At 47.9% G+C, this 18,430-nt stretch carries 17 protein-coding genes, 3 tRNA genes and 1 pseudogene; 11 read left to right on the forward strand and 10 right to left on the reverse strand.

Features of this window, described 5'->3' with window-relative positions; all coding sequences use genetic code 11:
- Positions 1-174: 174 nt before the first annotated feature.
- The 8 genes from HXW94_RS01820 to HXW94_RS01855 form a co-directional block, all read right to left on the reverse strand.
- A tRNA-Glu gene (locus HXW94_RS01820) sits at positions 175-252 on the reverse strand.
- 26 nt (positions 253-278) lie between these two features.
- Positions 279-354, reverse strand: a tRNA-Phe gene (locus tag HXW94_RS01825).
- Positions 355-532: 178 nt separating this feature from the next.
- Positions 533-1,828 (reverse strand): ammonium transporter, encoded by a 1,296-nt coding sequence (locus HXW94_RS01830; RefSeq protein ID WP_178365197.1) that lies wholly within the window; start codon positions 1,826-1,828, stop codon positions 533-535.
- Positions 1,829-2,444: 616 nt separating this feature from the next.
- Positions 2,445-3,239, reverse strand: coding sequence for a DUF72 domain-containing protein (locus tag HXW94_RS01835; protein ID WP_178365198.1), 795 nt, complete (start codon positions 3,237-3,239; stop codon positions 2,445-2,447).
- Between the two features lie 4 nt (positions 3,240-3,243).
- Entirely contained in the window at positions 3,244-3,369 is a 126-nt protein-coding gene (locus HXW94_RS19765) for a LexA family protein (RefSeq protein ID WP_281357785.1), read from the reverse strand.
- Positions 3,370-3,415: 46 nt separating this feature from the next.
- Complete coding sequence (locus HXW94_RS01845; protein WP_178365199.1) at positions 3,416-3,994, reverse strand: lipid-binding SYLF domain-containing protein; 579 nt, start codon at positions 3,992-3,994, stop codon at positions 3,416-3,418.
- 46 nt (positions 3,995-4,040) lie between these two features.
- Positions 4,041-4,397: a cytochrome c3 family protein gene (locus HXW94_RS01850; RefSeq protein ID WP_178365200.1), complete on the reverse strand. Its 357-nt coding sequence runs from the start codon at positions 4,395-4,397 to the stop codon at positions 4,041-4,043.
- Between the two features lie 108 nt (positions 4,398-4,505).
- On the reverse strand, positions 4,506-5,906 hold the full coding sequence (locus tag HXW94_RS01855) for an ATP-binding cassette domain-containing protein (protein ID WP_178365201.1): 1,401 nt from the start codon (positions 5,904-5,906) through the stop codon (positions 4,506-4,508).
- A gap of 340 nt (positions 5,907-6,246) precedes the next feature.
- On the opposite strand from HXW94_RS01855, the gene HXW94_RS01860 reads away from it, so the two are divergent.
- From HXW94_RS01860 to HXW94_RS01895, 8 genes and pseudogenes are all read left to right on the forward strand, one after another.
- Complete coding sequence (locus HXW94_RS01860; RefSeq protein ID WP_178365202.1) at positions 6,247-6,897, forward strand: 5' nucleotidase, NT5C type; 651 nt, start codon at positions 6,247-6,249, stop codon at positions 6,895-6,897.
- 102 nt (positions 6,898-6,999) lie between these two features.
- Positions 7,000-7,097 (forward strand) — tRNA-Sec (locus tag HXW94_RS01865).
- Positions 7,098-7,657: 560 nt separating this feature from the next.
- Positions 7,658-8,791, forward strand: coding sequence for an AAA family ATPase (locus HXW94_RS01870; RefSeq protein WP_178365203.1), 1,134 nt, complete (start codon positions 7,658-7,660; stop codon positions 8,789-8,791).
- On the forward strand, positions 8,784-9,470 hold the full coding sequence (locus tag HXW94_RS01875; protein ID WP_178365204.1) for a DUF4276 family protein: 687 nt from the start codon (positions 8,784-8,786) through the stop codon (positions 9,468-9,470). The genes HXW94_RS01870 and HXW94_RS01875 overlap by 8 nt, the downstream gene beginning before the upstream one ends.
- Positions 9,467-9,688: a hypothetical protein gene (locus tag HXW94_RS01880; protein WP_178365205.1), complete on the forward strand. Its 222-nt coding sequence runs from the start codon at positions 9,467-9,469 to the stop codon at positions 9,686-9,688. Before HXW94_RS01875 ends, HXW94_RS01880 begins: the two co-directional genes overlap by 4 nt.
- A gap of 60 nt (positions 9,689-9,748) precedes the next feature.
- A pseudogene (locus tag HXW94_RS01885) lies at positions 9,749-9,844 on the forward strand (DUF4277 domain-containing protein); the annotation flags it as partial.
- Between the two features lie 425 nt (positions 9,845-10,269).
- Entirely contained in the window at positions 10,270-11,442 is a 1,173-nt protein-coding gene (iscB, locus tag HXW94_RS01890) for an RNA-guided endonuclease IscB (protein ID WP_281357786.1), read from the forward strand.
- A 77-nt stretch (positions 11,443-11,519) separates the two neighbouring features.
- Positions 11,520-12,686, forward strand: coding sequence for an MFS transporter (locus HXW94_RS01895; RefSeq protein ID WP_246293692.1), 1,167 nt, complete (start codon positions 11,520-11,522; stop codon positions 12,684-12,686).
- A gap of 71 nt (positions 12,687-12,757) precedes the next feature.
- Here the strand turns inward: HXW94_RS01895 and HXW94_RS01900 are convergent, their stop codons facing one another.
- Positions 12,758-13,684: an HpcH/HpaI aldolase/citrate lyase family protein gene (locus HXW94_RS01900; protein ID WP_178365206.1), complete on the reverse strand. Its 927-nt coding sequence runs from the start codon at positions 13,682-13,684 to the stop codon at positions 12,758-12,760.
- Between the two features lie 115 nt (positions 13,685-13,799).
- On the opposite strand from HXW94_RS01900, the gene HXW94_RS01905 reads away from it, so the two are divergent.
- From HXW94_RS01905 to HXW94_RS01915, 3 genes are all read left to right on the forward strand, one after another.
- The gene (locus HXW94_RS01905; RefSeq protein ID WP_178365207.1) at positions 13,800-15,059 is read left to right on the forward strand and encodes a phospholipase A; all 1,260 of its coding nucleotides are present in this window, start codon (positions 13,800-13,802) and stop codon (positions 15,057-15,059) included.
- 148 nt (positions 15,060-15,207) lie between these two features.
- The gene (locus tag HXW94_RS01910) at positions 15,208-16,911 is read left to right on the forward strand and encodes a 4Fe-4S dicluster domain-containing protein (protein WP_178365208.1); all 1,704 of its coding nucleotides are present in this window, start codon (positions 15,208-15,210) and stop codon (positions 16,909-16,911) included.
- Positions 16,908-17,732, forward strand: a complete 825-nt coding sequence (locus tag HXW94_RS01915; RefSeq protein ID WP_178365209.1) for a CoB--CoM heterodisulfide reductase iron-sulfur subunit B family protein — start codon at positions 16,908-16,910, stop codon at positions 17,730-17,732. The genes HXW94_RS01910 and HXW94_RS01915 overlap by 4 nt, the downstream gene beginning before the upstream one ends.
- Before the next feature lie 148 nt (positions 17,733-17,880).
- Here HXW94_RS01915 and HXW94_RS01920 read toward each other — a convergent pair whose 3' ends face one another.
- Positions 17,881-18,420 (reverse strand): gamma carbonic anhydrase family protein, encoded by a 540-nt coding sequence (locus HXW94_RS01920; protein WP_178365210.1) that lies wholly within the window; start codon positions 18,418-18,420, stop codon positions 17,881-17,883.
- Between the last annotated feature and the right edge of the window lie 10 nt (positions 18,421-18,430).

An 18,430-nucleotide genomic window follows, 5' to 3' on the forward strand; every position in this document is an offset into this window, starting at 1 on the left:
GGATTCCATATCCGCCCCGAACAGGGCAGATATGGAATCTGCCCCTTCCTAATACGTGGCCGAAAGAATGATCAAGGTCCTCCTTAAAAGGGCTGTGAAAGAATAACACCAAAATTTTTGTGTCCACAAACCAAAAAAGCTTCCGGCAAAATGCCGAAAGCTTTTATTTTTAAGTGGCGTCCCCAAGGGGATTCGAACCCCTGTCGCAGGCGTGAAAGGCCTGTGTCCTGGACCGGGCTAGACGATGGGGACGTGTATGCCAATATATGTAATGTAAATGGTGCCCAGGAACAGAATTGAACTGCTGACACGGGGATTTTCAGTCCCCTGCTCTACCGACTGAGCTACCTGGGCCCATGAGCCATGAACTCTAATCGAATTTTAAATTTATGTCAATACTTTTTTAAAGCGTCTTGACAGCAAAAGGCCGGAAAAGAACATTCCGGGGCTTTTGCATCTTGCTACGTTTTACTTGGGACGATGTAAGGGCCATGAATGGCGCCCTTACACTTTACCCGTAATCTTATTGTCTTTATTCAATCTCAAAACCGCGTTCGCCGTGAATGGCATTATCAAGACCGGATAGTTCATCTTCCGGATCCACCCTGATCCCGCCGGTGAGAGCCTTGGTAATATAAATAACGATCAGTGTGGCAATGGCTGCAAAGGCTGCGGTGCCGATAACGGAGAGAAGCTGGATGCCCAACTGTTTTGTATTGCCGTAAAAAAGACCCACCGCCCCTTCCGTCACTGCCGGTGTGGCAAAAAGGCCGGTAGCCAGGGCACCCCAGATGCCGCAAATGCCATGGATTCCGAAGGCATCAAGGGAGTCGTCATATCCAAGTCTCTGCTTAATGACGGCAACACCTATATATCCTAAAACGCCGGCAACTGCGCCAATGACAAATGCACCGCCAAGGGAAACAAATCCTGCTGCCGGTGTGATACCCACTAAGCCGGCCACAGCGCCGGAAGCAAGTCCGAGAACCGTGGGCTTTCCTGAGATCTTCCACTCAGCGAACAACCAGGCAAGCCCTGCAATGGATGCGGCCGTGTTGGTGACCATGAATGCGGATGCGGCTACGCCGTCGGCTGCCAGTTCACTGCCTGCATTGAAGCCAAACCACCCAAACCACAGAAGCCCTGCACCCAGGGCAGTAAATGCCACCGACGAGGGAATCATGACGTCTTTTCCGTAGCCATTGCGTTTACCTAGGACCAAAGCCAGAACCAGGCCTGATACACCGGCATTGATGTGAACAACATTGCCGCCGGCAAAATCCAGGGCACCAATGTGATGCATCCATCCCCCACCCCATGCCCAGTTGCATACAGGTGCATAAACAAATGTCACCCACAGGATGGTAAATATTATCCATGAAGAAAATTTCATCCTGTCCACGACAGCACCTAATACGATGGCAATGGAAATGCAGGCAAAGGTCAACTGGAACAGAACAAAAATCAGGGTGGGAATGGAGCCTGATACCGAATTAATGTCAATGCCGGATAAAAACAGATGACTCAAATTGCCGATGAAAAGAGAGTTGCTTTCTCCAAAGGCCAGCGAATATCCCCAGGCCACCCAGACCACCGATGCCAGGCAATACGCCACAAGGGTCATGGCAATGGTGTTCAGCAAATTTTTGTATCGTGACATACCGCCATAAAACAGGGCCAGACCAGCCGGTGTCATCATCATGACAAGGGCTGTAGACATGGTTACCCATGCGGTATCTCCGGAATCAATGGTGCCTTCTCCGGCCAGGGCTGGACATACCTTTAACAGGATAAAACCAACAATAAGTACACAGTGTCTAAACATCATATTTTCCTTTTTTCGGGTTAATAAAGATAATGGTTAACTTCGGTACTCGGCAAAAAATAAAATTTTTGCAAATACATACTAATCAATTTATTATTTCTTAAATAAAGCAAATATTAGACCAATCCAGTAAATATACGTAACCATATAAATCTAAAAATTTGAAATTAAAGGACAATAAAATGCAACCCAGCAAGTTACCATAAAAAATAAAAATTTTTAAATTGCAAAAATGTAAATAAAAAACCAAGATATACGACAAAAATGTTTTTTCATAGATATATCCTAAGTATAATTCAGATATCCGAAGTCTAAACTATATCAGGGATGAATTCAGATCTTGAGAGAAAGAGCGGTCTTTAAATTAGCGCTCTTTGGGCGGGCTGGTAGGTAGTGGGTAGTGGGTGCTGGGTGCTGGGTGCTGGGGAATTCCTATACTCTTAAAACACATAATTGTATTTTTATATTAAATGCAACGCATCTGTCTGACCGTTAATCTGATTGCTACTATTCATTTTCCACTTGGCCGGAAAGTAAATACAGACGAGGTCAAAAAGATCAGGCCCTGTCCAAGGGGCGGCAAAATCCGCAATGTTCAAATGAATGATGAACCGGGGTCTCATGGGTGGGCACCGAGTATCTTGAGCAGTCGCCGGCAGTTATTGGGCGCCTGCCCCCTGACGTGGTTGTTGAAAAAGACGGCGCCTGTGTCTGCGGCAGAATCAAGGGTGTTGGAAATGGTTTCGGCAAGGGCCTTTAGTTCGGTTTCGCTGTAATTGTAGTCAAATTGTTTTTGCATCTTGCCGGAGCGCCAGCCCTGGCTGTTTCTGCCGTGCAGCCGCAGGTAGAAAAGCCGGCGGTTGGTTACAATATCCAGCCTTGGGAACAGGTTGGGCAGATCCGGACCATCTACGGTCACCAGGGTGATTGCCCGCCGTTCAAATTCATAAAATACCTTGTCATGGACCCAGGAAGGATGCCGGAATTCAACGGCTACGGGCAGGCCTGCAAGCTCATCCAGCAAGGCTGCCAGGTAGCTTCGGCGTTCCGGAGTGCGCGTGAAATAAGGCGGCAGCTGGACCAATACACACAAAAGGCGATCCGTGGTTTCCAGGGGGGCAATGCCCTGGCGGAACGTCAGCACCTCCCGGATCCATCCGGTTTTATCCACCTCATGAGTCATGGTACGGGTGAGCTTGACGCTGAATTTGAACCCTTCAGGCACCTGGGCTGCCATTCGCGCCAGGGATCGGGCCTTGGGCATCTGGTACCAGGTGTAGTTAAGTTCTGTGGCCTTAAACATCCCGGCATACGCCGGCAACATGCCGGCCGCATGGGTACCCGCCGGATAAACCCCAGCTTCCACCCATTCCGCATAAGAGTAACCGCTGGTACCTGCACACAATCGATCCACCGGCTTATTCCCCTCCCATAACCTGGACGGAGCGGATAATGCCGATCACCTTTCCCTGGATCATGATATCGTCAAAACCATAGGTCTGAGGCCTGAAAGCGGGGTTTTCCGGACGCAGCTCAATTTTCATTGTGGGTTGAGTATAAATTTTGATAAATCAGGCCGTCCCATGCCTGTTACTTGAAAAGTCTTACGTCAAATCTCTGCCCGCCAATAGCGGCTTCATACATCAGGCCGCCTTTGGCGTGGATAAATACAGCCATCCCTTTATAATATCCGATTTCTGCCTGAACGCCTGTGGCCGGACCGGCACTGGCCCCGGCGCTGCCGCCTTGACTGCCGGCCTTGGCCTGGATCCCTGCTGTAACCACTACGGCTGAAATCGAGGCATCAAATTCATATGCCCCGTCGGTAAATTCATCATAGGCGCGTTTGTCCTGGAAAAAAATGATTTCGGAAAAGGCCTGTCCGCCCAGCTGAAACCCAACGGTAATTTTGGAAATGGTGGCAGTGCCGGTGATCAGACCACCCTGATAAACCCGGCCTTGGCCATATGCGCCTCCGACAACAATGCCGCCCTTGCCTACTGTGGGGAATACCGCATATCCATAGCAGTTATTAAAAAAGGGCTGGACCGCCTTGGCCTTCTTAAACACACGAATCGCACTGGTGTATGAATCCGCAAATACCGGGATTGTAAAACAAAGGGATAGAAGACCTGTCAGTATAATAATAGAAGCTTTTGTGGCTTTCATTAGACACGCTCCTTTAAAGGTTGAGGTGGTATCTCCGGCACGCCTGTCAAGCGTGGCAGGCACTGCAACTGATGGGACCGAATTTTTCCCCGGCTCTCTTTTTTGCTCGATGACAGGCCATACAGGTTTTATACATCACCTGTTTTGCTTTAAGCGCACCTGTTTTCTTTGCCTCATCCAAAGCCCCCGTTTTTTTCCCAAAATCCTTGTGACAAACGGCGCACTCCTCAACAATGGCCTGGTGAAGTTGATGATTAAAGGGGACCGGGCCTTGGCGCCCGCCATTCAGGGTCAGTTGAGCGCGGCCGTTATCCTGGGCCACTATGCCGGATACCGGGATTAACAAGAGTCCTGCAACAATACTGCAGGCGACAAGACATATTGTGATCACTTTTTTGTTCATTTTTTTGTCCTTTTAGACGTTATCGGATTGAAAAATCTGATCAAATTATTACCACAGATGTTTGGAAAAAACCAAGAAAAGCGAACTTCGTGAACTATCTTTCACCCCCTAATTTCCCATACGAAGGTGGGAGACAAAAAAGTCCCTGAATTCATCTTCCCTGTGACTGACGTATAAAATGGTGCTTAATTCTTCCGTGGCCACCTGACCTAAAAAATCCAGAACAGCATTGCGATTCGCCCGATCCAGCCCATGGGTGGGTTCGTCCAGAACCAGAAGATCGGGCAGTTTTATCAGTGCCCGGGCAATAAGCGCCAGGCGCTGATCTGCATAGGAAAGGGTACGGAAAGGGATTTTTGCTCTATCTGCCAGCCAGATACGTTCCAGCCAGGCCATGGCTTTTTTTTCGTCTTCAGGCCCGGGACGCCGGTACAGGCCAATGGTGTCATAAAGACCGGAGATCACACAGTCCAGGACGCTGCCGGCCACCCGATAGTTGCGGTGAAGATCGGTGCTGACAATGCCCATCCTTTTTTTCAGTTCCCAGATGGACTCCCCGGTACCCCGGCGGATGCCGAATATCCACAACCGATTCCTGTAACAAGCAGGATGATCGCCTGTGATCACCTGCAGCAGGGTTGATTTGCCGCAACCGTTAGGACCTGACACCAGGGTATGGTCGCCCGGGGTGATGCACAAGTCAAGATGAGAAAAAACAGACTTGCCCGAATACCCTGCATGCCCATCCTCAAGTTTGACCAATTCCTTTGAATGCGGCGTTTCTCCGGAGACAACATCTTGGGAAAAAGCGCTTTTTGCAGATTTTAGATCATTGATGTCTGCTGAAAAATTGATCTGCCCCCGCAATTCAGAAAGCCTGGTTAATATGTCCTGTCGAGCGCCTTTAAGGGGTATGTGCCCATTTTCAATAACCGCAATGTGGGTGGCGCCGGCGGGGATATCTCCGGAATCATAAACAAACGCCAAAATACCCATTCCGCAAACCCTGCAATGATCCAGTGCCAGATCAAGCTGTCCGCACCCCGCCTTGTCCAGGCCGTCAAAAGGGGACTGTATCAACAGCCATTGACTACCCGATGAGATCCTGGACAATAGCAGCAATTTTCTTGTCTGGCCCGTAGATAACTGCCGATACCCCTGGTCCAGGACATGATCCATGTCAAAGGCGCGGATCATATCTGTGTATTTATCCGGATCATGAATAAAGTCCCGGGCCAACGTGCCCGGGTCCAGACAGTCCATAAAATCGGTATCGTCATTTTTGAGTTCCTGTTCAAATACCTCCTGCTGACCTGCAAAGGAAAAAATTCCCATCTCTTTGGGCAGGCAGATTTCAGCATCCGGAATTTTTGCGTGGCCTGGAGACAATAGATTAAAAAAATTGTCAATCCCGGACCGATTTTGGCCCAGAATGCACCAGAACTGGCCGGGTAACGCTTCAAAAAAAGGGATATTTAAATCAGGTGTTTTTATATTTGCAATTTTCATGGGCCTATTGAATCAGGTTCCCGGCATTTCATCAAGCTGGAATTTTAAATTAGCGCCCTTTGGGCGGGCTGTTAGGTGCTGGGTGCTGGGTGCTGGGTGCTGGGTACTGGGTACTGGGTACTGGGAAATGGAAATTCCTATACTCTTAAATTAGCGCCCTTTGGGCGGGCTGTTCGGTACTGGGTACTGGAAATTCTTATACTCTATATTTAATTGTTTTTATAGTAAAAGTTGTAACACTCTTTTGAGCAATTAATTTTGCAAAACATCTGATATTCTGCTAAAAACCTTGAAAGAAAGATAATGACAAGTTGAATATGTAACAGAAAAGGGTATACAGGTGAACGGTTTTCAATCCAAGAAGATCTATGTGGATGTGGATGATGTCGTATCCCGAACCACGGAAACGTATCCGGATGTTGTGGCCCACGAGTTCGGTAAGACCGTGACGCTTGAAGACTTGACCGGTTTTGACTTAAAACATTGTTTTCAGCTGACGGATAATGAGTTTCAATATTTTTTCGACCTGGTTCATCAGACTGATTTTCTCATGGAATTTAAGCCGGTGGAAGGGGCGGTTCAAACCCTGAAGACCTGGGTGGATATGGGGCACATCATTGATATTGTAACAGGACGTCCCACCTCGGCCCAAGAAGCGACCCTGGCCTGGCTTAAAAGGCATGATGTGCCTTTCAGGGGATTCATCATGGTGGATAAATACAACCGCCCCGGAAATGACATGTCCCTGGCCATTTCAAAACAGGAGCTATCTATGATGAATTACGATCTGGCCGTGGAAGATTCCCCGGAGATGGCCATGTTCCTGGCCCGTGACATGGGGGTACACACAGCATTGGTCCATAAGCCCTGGAACCGGAAGTGTACTAGACATGACAACTTGTTTCGGTGTATGTCCTGGAACGAAATTCACCCCATGGTCAAAAAACCGATGCTTGAAGAATGTAATGCCGGAAAGAAAACAAACATCTGAAATGCGCATATTTGTTGGGATGAATCGGCTGCAATCCTTAATTTTTAGACAGCATTTTAAAACAAATTGACAAACACCGAACTAATACTTTATATAGTCTCCGGAAGCACGCGGCTCACTGGTGGGGCCCTCGGACTTCAAATCCGATGTGGGGCGCTAATACCGTCCCGGGTGGGTTCGATTCCCATGTGCTTCCGCCATTTTTATTTATAAGTTCAACTAGTTAGCTCTTGAAAACCCTATCCCAAATAGTGCCAAAAAAGTTTTCCGCTCTTATTTCTACAGCCCAGATTTCCAGCCAGTTTTTTGGCTGTTTTTTCTAAAGTCCGGCCAAATTAAAAATTGTGGAAAACCTCAATTTTGGCAAAATCCCACATAACCACTTGAAATCATATGACTTGGACGACAAAAGGCGATTGGACGATGTTTTTTGTAAAACTTTTTCCGACAGTCGTAAGTTCTCATAGGTTGTATATAGCTGTTTTTATGGTATTTGTTATTTATGCGCATAAAACTTCAACCTGTTTTCTTCCGGATTTGGCATAAAAGTTGGCATGACGTTGGCACAGAATGCCAAAAAATTTTGTTAAAAAAGCCATAAATTTTATAACCTATTGATATATTTTGGTATTTAAATCCAGAGAACTTACGACTGTCGAGAATGTAGCTTAAAAAAAGAGAAAATCGGTCTTGACATGGGGTCCACTTTAGACTTTAGACTGGTAAGTTTCAATTGATAATTGATAATGGAGAGTTGAGAATGAGGGGCGCATTAGATAAATTAACAGTAAAAGGCTTCAAATCCATTAAGGAACTCAATGAATTCAAACTGGGTGACCTGAATGTGATCATTGGTGCCAATGGTGCAGGGAAGAGTAACTTTGTCCAGATTTTCCGCATGTTGATGGCCATGACACAAAAAAATTTCAGCAAATTTATTCTTGAACGCGGGGGCGCTGATAATTTTCTTTTTAACGGTCCTAAAGTCACTCAATCAATCAATATGGAGTTTGAGTTTGCGTCTCTCAGCAGTTTTTCCGACGGTTCTAATTCATACAAGTTTGAGCTTACCCCAACGGCAGATGAGGAATTCCTGATCAGTGAAGAACGCAAATATATAAATACAAACTGGCGCCCTTATGGCGGCCCGTCCAAAGAAAGCCGCTTGTATGATATGCGTAATGAAAAATCTATGAATGGTGAATGGAACGGCGTAGGGCATTTCGTTTATGAATCCATCTCCAATTGGATGGTTTATCATTTTCATGACACCGGAGATCGTTCCCCCATGCGCCGTTCGGAGATTGTGGAAGATTATCATAAACTAAGGGGAGATGAGGCAAATATTGCACCGTTCCTGTTGCACCTTAAAAATGATGATTACTTTGCCGGCTATTATAAAAAAATTGTTGATGCGGTCCGTTTGGTCATTCCTTTTTTTGATGACTTCCGGCTGGATGTGCAGAGACTTGGTGAAGCGGAAAAGGTTCGCCTGAGCTGGTCCCAGAAAGGGTCGGACTTTCCCATGCAGCCCTATCATCTTTCGGACGGTTCTATCCGCTTTATCTGCCTTGCCACGGCACTGTTGCAACCAAGCCCGCCTTCAACCATTATCATTGATGAACCCGAATTGGGCCTGCATCCGGCCGCAATCGTGGTGCTTGCTGAACTGATACAGGCGGCCTCAAAACAAACCCAAGTTATTGTGGCAACCCAGTCTCCTGCGCTTATCGATCAATTTGGTATTGAAGATATCATCGTGATAAACCGTCAGGATGGTGCATCAACTTTTGAACGGCTTAAGGAAAAAGACTTTTCAGCATGGCTGGACGATTACTCCGTGGGCGAACTCTGGTCAAAGAACGTTATTGCCGGGGGGCCGGTGTATGAGTAATTACATTGAGGTGATTGCCATTGTGGAGGGCAGGACAGAGCAAATTTTTATTGAGCGGATTTTAGCACCCTATATCGGGCATAAAAATATAGGGATGCGTGCCACACAGGTATCAAAGCCCGGACAAAAGGGCGGGGATGTCCGTTTCTCCCGTGTCCGGCGGGATCTGGAAAACCATCTAAAACAACGTGATGACACCTATGTTACGACTTTTATTGATTACTATGGCACCAAAGAATGGCCTGGACTTGATCTGGTGCCCCCGAATGCGCTCCCTGCGCAAATTGCCGGGACGATCAATGAGGCGACCAGGGCACAGGTTATCTCGCTTTTTTCTGACCAGCAGGCAGAACGCAGATTTATACCTTTTGTCGCAGTGCATGAATTTGAGGCACTGCTTTTCAGCGATGCCGGGATTCTTGCCGGACAACTGGGGGTCGATGAATCTAACGTGGCCACGGTTATTTCAGCGTGCGGCTCTCCTGAAGAAATCAACAATAATCCCCGGACGGCTCCTTCCAAGCGCCTGGATGCCTGGTCAGACAATGGGAAGTTTCTAAAAACCACCATGGGCATAACCATTGCCAAAGAGATCGGCATAGAAAAAATTCGAAGCGCATGTCCTCTTTTTGATGCGTGGCTGACAACGTTTGAAGAGATCCAGAGAGGTTGCCAATGATCGACCAATGGTTAAAAAAAGACCTGCAGGACATATATGAGCAGCACACCGTTGCTGTGTTGATTGATGAGTCCGGCGATGCTGAATTCTTCTTGAGGATCTTTGAGGGTGAATATAGCATCCATCGGGTAAAATCAGAAATTGAAGAACTGCATGTAAAGTATCTCATTGAGAAAGCCCGGCCCAGCTCCGAACGTTTTCTCATTTATAGTCACTAGTATTTCATGGTATTATTGCCTAAGTTTGGAAACAGGCACCATATCGTCCTGTGAGAAGATGACAAAGAGAATATATCCACAGGAGAAGCCATTGCCGGTATGATTATCAATGGATTAGGGTTTACCCAGCGGCCTATGACATTGACACCACACTTTTAAATATTTTAAAAAGGCTGCATTGAAAATGTCAAGGCGGAATTATCAGAAACTCTGAAGTTGAAACACGATGTCGGGAGGCCGAAAAAAGATTCCAAGAAGCTGAAGATATGATTAAAGAAAATCAAGCAAATCTTAAATTTTGGAAAATAAGGTGCTACGTCGTTTTGTTTTTTCTTTCTCTGAGTGCCCTTGCAAACCTTTTCACAATTATAAAGACAGTAAACATTCCCGAAATACCGATTTGAGAACTTCAAGGCTGATATTAAAGAAATTACTGAGCAAATTCTTTGCAATTATACCGTTTCCATTCACTCACAAGTGAGTCTATCCTTGTTTAAAACTCAACACCCCAATAAATCTCAGACAATGGCACTTTACTTCCTGCAGCTTTTATAATTAAATTCTGATCAACGTCATTCATTTTGAAAGAGAACGTCTTGGACGTGGCATCAAACCCATTGCGGATCAAGATTGATCCGGGCAGTAGAGAGACCGGAATTGCCGTGATTAACGACGATTCCGGAGAGATTGTTTTTGCCATGGAACTGAAACATCGAGGCCAGCAGATCAAAAATAATCTGGAATCAAGACGAGCCATCAGAAGATCCCGGAGAAACCGGAAAACACGATACCGAAAACCGCGCTTTGATAACCGGACCAGGGCGGAAGGATGGCTGCCGCCTTCATTAAAAAGCCGGGTTCACAATATCGAAACTTGGGTCAACCGGTTGTGCCGGTTTTGCAATATTCAGGCAATTTCAATGGAGTTGGTTCGGTTTGACATGCAGAAAATACAGAATCCCGAAATATCAGGTGTCGCGTATCAGCAGGGGGAACTCATGGGGTATGAGGTACGGGAATACCTTCTGGAAAAATGGGACAGAACGTGTGCCTACTACTGCGGAAAAACAGATATCCCGTTGGAGATTGAACATATCGTGCCGAAATCGAAAGGCGGTTCCAACAGAGTCAGCAATCTGACACTGGCCTGTACGGCGTGCAACAGGAAGAAGGGGAACAAGTCACTCGAACAGTTCCTTTCAAGGAAACCGCGACTGTTGAAGCGAATTCAAAAGCAGTCCAAAGTGCCGCTCAAGGATGCGGGCGCCGTCAATGCGACCCGATGGGACTTGTTCCGTACCTTGAAAAAAACCGGACTGCCGGTTGAAACCGGCTCCGGCGGTCTGACAAAATTCAACCGGACGACCAGGGGACTTCACAAAACGCATTGGCTCGATGCGGCCTGTGTCGGGGAAAGCACACCTGAAAAGATTTTTCAGATCGATAAGGCCGTGTTGATTGTAAAAGCAAACGGTCATGGCTCAAGACAGATGTGCAGGGTAAACAAGTTTGGATTCCCCCGGACAACAGCAAAGTCAACTGAGAAAAAAGTCAAAGGGTTTCAGACGGGCGACATCGTCAAGGCGGTTGTCACTTCCGGTAAAAAGGTCGGAACGTACATCGGGCGTGTCGCTGTCAGAAAAAGCGGATCATTTAACATTAAAACAGTGGACAAAACAGTACAGGGCATTAGCTGGAAATATTGCAGCCTGCTTCATGCATCTGACGGTTATTCCTACAATACGACGTGCTAAGGTCCGGTACCTGGACTACTAAATTATTATAAGGAGGGCGGCAATTCCTCCCCTGAGCTGAAGACTCAGGGGTTTCCTTGCCGCATTTTATGAAAAAATCCGCTATTCTTTTTATCCTGTCTGCTGCCGTGGGGGTGGCGATGATGGGGCTCGGCATCATCTGGCCCTTGATTCCGGTTTACGCAGTGGAACTTGGGGCCGGGGGATTTTTGGTCGGACTCATCGTTGCCAGCTTCAACATTTCCAGAACCCTTTTAAGCCCGCTCAGCGGATCGATATCGGATAAATGGGGCAGAAAACGGTTCATTGCATCCGGCCTGCTGATCTATGCGGTTCTCTCTATTTTTTATGTGCTGCCGGAAAATGCGGAAACCCTGATCCTGATCAGGCTGCTTCACGGCACTGCCTCTCTTCTGGTGGTGCCGGTGGCCATGGCCCTGACTGCGGACATTGCACCGCCCCAAAAACTGGGGCTATACATGGGAACATTGAACATGGCCATTATGCTCGGTCTCGGTTTCGGCCCGGCCATGGGCGGCATTATCCGGGATACCCTCGGGTTTAACGCCGCTTTTTACATCATGGGCGGCCTGGCCTTGATGACCTCCCTGATGGTGGCGGTTTTCATCCCTTCGGACAAATCGCATCTCAGTCATATAAAACGATTCAAACCATATCCTGTCAGAAAAATAATCGCCCACAGGACAGCCGCCGGAATCCTTATCATGCGTTTTTTTGCCGCTTCCGGCCAGGGATCCGTTTATACATTTCTGCCCATTTTGGCCATGAAGATCGATTTATCCAGTTCACAGGTCGGCATCATTTTGACCATGAACATCTTTTTGATTGCCTTTCTCCAACGGATAAGCGGCAGACTTGCCAACCGAATCAACCCCAAACACCTGATCATCGCAGGCACCTTTGCCTCCGGCATAACGGTTCTGGGCATCCCCTTTGTTAACGGATTCACCCCGATTCTGATACTCAATATCCTGATGGGAATAGCCAACGGTCTCTCTCTGCCCGGCGGACTGGTCATCACCGGCCGGCTGGGACAGACCATGGGGATGGCATCCATCATGAGTCTCAACGATGCAGCCTGGGGGCTGGGGTTCATCGTCTCACCCATCCTTTCCGGACTCATCCTCGACTGGATCGGCGTATCTTACGTCTTTATCGCCGGTAGCCTTTTAATCCTTTTGGGCGGCGTTGCCGTGACCGTCTTTTTATGGAATTATAAATAAATTAAACCAATTGAGTCACACATATTCATGAACAACGCAAAATTTTTTGCACGACCGTTCCGAGGAAAAGGTTAATTCCGGCCAAGAAAAACAGCCTGATCCCAAACCCTTTGTGCAATGCGGATAGTGGCAAGGTCTACCATGCGCCCATCCACCGCCACAGCGCCCCGGGACTGATCATCTGCTGCTTCCAGAATCTGCCTGGCCCGTTGAATCTCTTCGTCTGAAGGGGTAAATACCTGGTTGACCGTATCGATCTGGTCGGGATGGATCACCCATTTGCCGTCACACCCGAGTGCCTTGGCCAGGTCGGCTGATTTTTTCAGGCCGTCGGGATCTCTAAAATTTCCATAGGGGGCATCCAGGGCCACAAGTCCATTGGCCTTGGCAGCCATGACAATGCGACTAATCTGAAAATGCCACCGGTGGCCGGGGTAAACCTGTTCCTCATTTTCTCCGTGGCCAGACAAAGAGACCAGACCGGCACCAATGCTGGCCTGGTAATCGGCAATACCAAAGGATAGGGACGAAAGCCTGGAATCAGCCTGGGCAATTTCTTTAATCCGGAAAAGTCCCTGGGCCGTCTCGATACAGGCCTGAATCCGGAGCGGCCTTTTTTGGCCCAATGCCGTTTCAACCCCGTCCAGCAACCGGCTCACAAAATGGATGTCCCCCTCATGGTTCACCTTGGGCACCACAATGGTATCAATATGATCGCAGGCCGCCTCACTCACAAGAATCAAATCTTTGTAGGCAAAAGGGGTATCCAGCCTGTTTATGCGAAGATTGACGCGTTTTTTGTTAAAATCCAAAGACAGAAGCGAATTAATAACCGTTTTACGGGCCGCCTCTTTTTGATCTGCCGGCACGCTGTCTTCTAAGTCCAGCATGATGACGTCAACGTTGGAAGCCACAGCCTTTTCATGCATTTTCCCTTTGTGTCCGGGTACGGAAATCATACTCCGGCAGGGTTTATCTATTTTTATTTTATTTTTCATACCGGCAATTTAACAGGCAACCAAAGAAATTGTCAAATCCATATTTTATGGTGTAAACAATCGCAATAAGATATTTTTCTTGACATAACCGGGTATTTTAAATTAGCTGTGGCTCATGAAAAAACCGTTACGGAACCGTTACATGTCTTACGCCTTAAAAACCACTCGGCTTATGGTTGTGTTTTTTGTTGTTCTTGCCCTGGATGCAGTTGCTCTGCATCTAACTTCTGCAAGGGCTTGCACATCAACTACATTCCTTGTCCCGCCCCGGGAAAATGCCGTGGCAGGCCAACCCACCCGGTTTACGCTGTTTGTCCAGAACGCCGGTACCACGGACGTCATTACAACGGATTATGATTCCGTCATGGTAACGTTGCGTGTAAACGAACAAACGCATGTCGTGAGGGCAATTTGTATGGAAACCGCCCCTGGCGGCACGGTGACCCTCCCGGCCGGCGGATTTGCCAAGCTGACCTATGCGTTTGAACTGCCGCAAGACATGACCGGGACGATCAGCCTGACCCTTGATGATTTCAAATCCAGCCCGGTATTATTTGCCGCAGTTCCGCCGGTTGAACCACAAAACCGGGAAGTGGAAAGTGCAAGCCAGGGGCAGCTGGTCATTGGGGTAAAGCAAAACGAATTCCAGCCCTTTTTGAAAAATCTGTCGGCCTATGAGCCGGTCTATTTTCTGTTCGGTGTGGACCCGGGACTGAAAAAAAGCAAATTCCAGGTCAGTTTTAAATATAAGCTGTTCAATGCGCCCTTTGACAGCCGGGGATTGAATTCCCTGGTAGATGGATTGCATCTGGCCTATACCCAGACCGCCTACTGGGATCTTAAATCAACGTCCAAACCGTTTACCGATTCCAGTTACAAGCCGGAATTGTTTTACCTGGTACCCAAAATTGATTTAGCGTTGCCATGGGTTAAAATGTTCGGTGTTCAGGGCGGGTTCCAGCATGAGTCCAACGGCAAGAGCGGGGATGATTCCAGGTCCACCAACTATATATATATCAAGCCGATTATGGAAATTTCACTTTTTGACCAGGCCTACCTGACCGTTGCACCCAAATTGTGGACATATGTGATAAATGAGGATGAATCCAACCCGGACCTGGCAGATTATCGAGGGTATTTTGATTTGCAGATCCAGGCCGGCAAGCCCATGGGGCTGTGTCTGAATACCCACACACGGTGGGCAGAAGCAGGGCCCAGCATCCAGGCAGACTTAAGTTATCCATTGACTTCATTTTTCAACAACGGCCTGAATCTCTACCTGCATTTTCAGTATTTTAACGGATATGCAGAACGCCTGAAGGCATACAGCCTAAAAGAAGAAATCTTTCGGGTCGGTTTTTCCCTGAGCCGGTAATTAAAAAAAACCAATTTGACAATACCAACTGATTAAAATAATCTATTGGATTATTTTGTGCGCCTTTTGCGTCGTATTTATGTAACATCTTTGGTACCCGAATTCGGGGCTCCTGGATATCATCCTAAATTTTACTGGGAGATAATTAATGGCGTTTTATGATTTATTAACCGGTCCAATGCTTTATACCTGGAGTTTTTTTATTGCGTTGGCTATATTCCTCATCGGAATCATTTACAGACTCATTGGATTTTTCCGGTTAACCATCGGGCCGACCCGAACCGAAGTCCCTGCTGCAGACCGAATAAAAGCTTTTTTGGCGGGTCTTTTCGGCATCATAGTCTCACCGGCCCGGATTTTTCATTTTTTCAAGACCCTTATTCTGGATGTTGTGCTTCAATTGCCGCTGATGCGCCAGAATCGCCTGAAATGGGTTATGCACATCTGTATTTACTGGGGATTTGCGTGGTTATTTTTTTTCCATGCCCTTGAAGGCTATATCAGTGAAGTGATTTTCTCAAATTACATGTCCACCCTGAATCCCTTCATGGCCCTTCGGAATATGGCCGGGGTAATGGTGATGGGCGGCATAGCCATTGCCATATATCGCAGAAGAACCCATTTTCGTTTGAAACAGATCAGCACGCACCACGATTACCTGGCAATCGCCCTGCTTGCACTCATCATGATATCCGGTTTTGGCCTGGAAGCCGCCAAAATCATCTCTTCCGGTGTGTTTAACGACATGGTGGAGGAATACGGCTTCATGGATTATGATGAGGAACTCCCGGCGCTCAAAGCAGTATGGCAGGAAGAATATAATGTATATTTTCCCGGGGAGTCCATCCCGGTCACCCCGGAAATCATAGAACTTGGGAGAATGATCAATGAAGACAATTGTGCGGCCTGCCATGCCAACCCAAGGTGGGCCTTTGTATCCTATCCTGCCTCCCTTGCCATCAAGCCTGCTGCCGGTTTTTTCAACAGAAACCGCCTGGATGTACTATTACTGAATATCCACTTTTTAAGCTGTTTTATCGCCTTGGCCTACCTGCCTTTCAGCAAGTTTCTGCATATCCTGACAACCCCGGTTAGCCTTATGATTTCAGGACTTGCGGGACAGCAAATAAAACGCGATGAAAACAAGGCCACCCGCCGAATCTTTGATCTTTCGGCCTGCACCCAATGCGGCACCTGCACCAGCCATTGTGCAGTGGGACCTTTATTTGAAATCTTTGACAACCCATGGGTGTTTCCCTCGGAACGTGTAACCCGCATCCGGGAGTCGGCATGGGGTCGGCCAATGGATCCGGAATTAAAGGAGGCCTTTTCCCAGGGCAGTTTTATTTGCACCATGTGCAACAAATGCTCCCAGCTCTGCCCTGCCGGACTGAACCTGCAGGATATCTGGCAGGCGACCCGGGGGCGGCTGGCGGAGGAGTCCCTTCCGGACCCCGTTATCCGGATGAGGGAACGTCGCCAAAAACGCAAGCCGGAAAAAGCCGGACTTGAAGCCCCCGTGGCAATCAAACCCGGGGAAAACCCGGTGGTTGCATCCTTGAAAAGCTCCCTCCAGGGGGCGACGTTTTCACAATGTTACACCTGTCTGACCTGTACCAGCACATGCCCGGTGGTAGGGGTTACAGGCGAAACCCAGGCGTTTGGATCAGCACCCCACCAGGTCATCCATGCCCTTATTCTGGGACAAACCGATCTGGCAAAGGATGCCTCCATTGTCTGGGATTGCCTGACCTGCTATAAATGTCAGGAAAATTGCCCCCAGGGGGTCAGGATTACGGATATTTTTTATCAACTTAGAAACATGGAATACCACCAGGAATTTGGAATATGAAATACGCGTTATTTTCAGGATGTAGAACCGGATTTGACATTCCCCAGCATCCAAGGTCGGCCAAAGCGGTCTTATCCAGACTCAATGTTGCGGTGGAAGAACTTGATTTTGGCTGTTGCGGATACCCTGTTAAAGAAAAAAATCTGGACGCCTTTCTTTTACTGGCCATACGTAACCTGGCCATCGCCCAGGCCCATCACCTGCCTGTACTGACCCTGTGCAAGTGCTGTTTCGGATCTCTTAAACAGGCGGATCATTATTTTCAGAATGATTCCGAAAAACGCGTCATGATCAACCGGATACTGGAAAAGGAAGGGCTTCATTATATTGGGGGCGTTAAAATCCATCACATACTGACCCTCCTGGACCGGGAAGTGGATACAGGCATTATCCAGCGAAGCGTGGCCCATCCCCTTAACGGGATAAAAGTGGCGGCAAGTTACGGCTGTCATGCGCTGCGCCCCTCAACCATCACCGGGTTCGATGACCATCCCAATGCACCGACAATATTTGAACGGATTATTGCACTGACCGGAGCAGAAACCGTAAACTGGTCCAAACGCCTGGAATGCTGCGGCAATCCCCTGCTGGAAAAAAACAGCACCCTGGCCCGGGACTTTATTCTGAAAAAATATGAAACAGCAGAACAGGAAGGGGCGGATATCATCTGCACGGCATGCAATTATTGCCATATGCAATATGAATACGGCCGGGACCTTATCCTGAAATCGGGATCAAAAAGCCCCATACCCGCCATACTCCTGACCCAATTGCTGGGCCGGGCCATGGGGCTTGAAAAGGATTGGACCGCAAAAAAATAACATCCTGGGCTTGATTCTATTATATGCCGTTTTTCGTAGGGGCAATCCCCCTGTGGTTGCCCTCGTTAGGGCAGGCACAGGGGCCGGCCCCTACATCCTGAAACCGGTCATAAACCCCCTGCCCTTTCAGAGCCAGGGGATTACCGCTCTATTTTTTAATCTCATAAAACAGATCGTTGGAACCAAATTCCATGGCATGTCCCACATAGTTATCAGAGGCGTTTTTCAGCATCTGATCAATCTCTTCCCGGTTCTCGTAAACTTTTTTGACCTTGCCCGGTGACCCTGTAACAAGTGAATATGGCTCAATGATTGTGTCTTCCAGGACAAGAGTACCGGCGCCAATAACGCAGCCGTCCCCGATCACGCTTCTGTTCAACAGAACCGCACCCATGCCGATCAGGCAGCCGTCCCCAATGGTGCATCCGTGGACACAGCAGTTATGGCCGATGGTAACGCCGTTGCCGATGATCAACGGGGTGTTCCTGGCCACATGACCCATGCAAAGATCCTGAATATTTGTGCGTTCACCAATGCGGATGTCAGCGACATCTCCCCTGAGAACCGTTTGAAACCAAACCGAAGAATCCCGGCCGATCTGCACATCGCCTATAATCTTGGCACCTGGTGCGATAAAAACGGAGTCGTGGATGTCCGGCACAATGTTCTTGTATGAATACAGTGTCATAAAAATTCTC

Source organism: Desulfobacter latus (assembly GCF_013389365.1).
Lineage (GTDB): Bacteria > Desulfobacterota > Desulfobacteria > Desulfobacterales > Desulfobacteraceae > Desulfobacter > Desulfobacter latus.

Excerpts from the sequence above, each read along its gene's own strand:
- HXW94_RS01870 (WP_178365203.1), top strand. The coding sequence starts at position 7,658 with ATGAGGGGCGCATTAGATAAATTAACAGTAAAAGGCTTCAAATCCATT.
- HXW94_RS01900 (WP_178365206.1), bottom strand. The coding sequence starts at position 13,684 with ATGAAAAATAAAATAAAAATAGATAAACCCTGCCGGAGTATGATTTCC.
- HXW94_RS01905 (WP_178365207.1), top strand. The coding sequence starts at position 13,800 with ATGAAAAAACCGTTACGGAACCGTTACATGTCTTACGCCTTAAAAACC.
- HXW94_RS01845 (WP_178365199.1), bottom strand. The coding sequence starts at position 3,994 with ATGAAAGCCACAAAAGCTTCTATTATTATACTGACAGGTCTTCTATCC.
- HXW94_RS01855 (WP_178365201.1), bottom strand. The coding sequence starts at position 5,906 with ATGAAAATTGCAAATATAAAAACACCTGATTTAAATATCCCTTTTTTT.
- HXW94_RS01880 (WP_178365205.1), top strand. The coding sequence starts at position 9,467 with ATGATCGACCAATGGTTAAAAAAAGACCTGCAGGACATATATGAGCAG.
- HXW94_RS01875 (WP_178365204.1), top strand. The coding sequence starts at position 8,784 with ATGAGTAATTACATTGAGGTGATTGCCATTGTGGAGGGCAGGACAGAG.
- HXW94_RS19765 (WP_281357785.1), bottom strand. The coding sequence starts at position 3,369 with ATGAAAATTGAGCTGCGTCCGGAAAACCCCGCTTTCAGGCCTCAGACC.
- HXW94_RS01915 (WP_178365209.1), top strand. The coding sequence starts at position 16,908 with ATGAAATACGCGTTATTTTCAGGATGTAGAACCGGATTTGACATTCCC.
- HXW94_RS01850 (WP_178365200.1), bottom strand. The coding sequence starts at position 4,397 with ATGAACAAAAAAGTGATCACAATATGTCTTGTCGCCTGCAGTATTGTT.
- HXW94_RS01910 (WP_178365208.1), top strand. The coding sequence starts at position 15,208 with ATGGCGTTTTATGATTTATTAACCGGTCCAATGCTTTATACCTGGAGT.
- HXW94_RS01830 (WP_178365197.1), bottom strand. The coding sequence starts at position 1,828 with ATGATGTTTAGACACTGTGTACTTATTGTTGGTTTTATCCTGTTAAAG.
- HXW94_RS01920 (WP_178365210.1), bottom strand. The coding sequence starts at position 18,420 with ATGACACTGTATTCATACAAGAACATTGTGCCGGACATCCACGACTCC.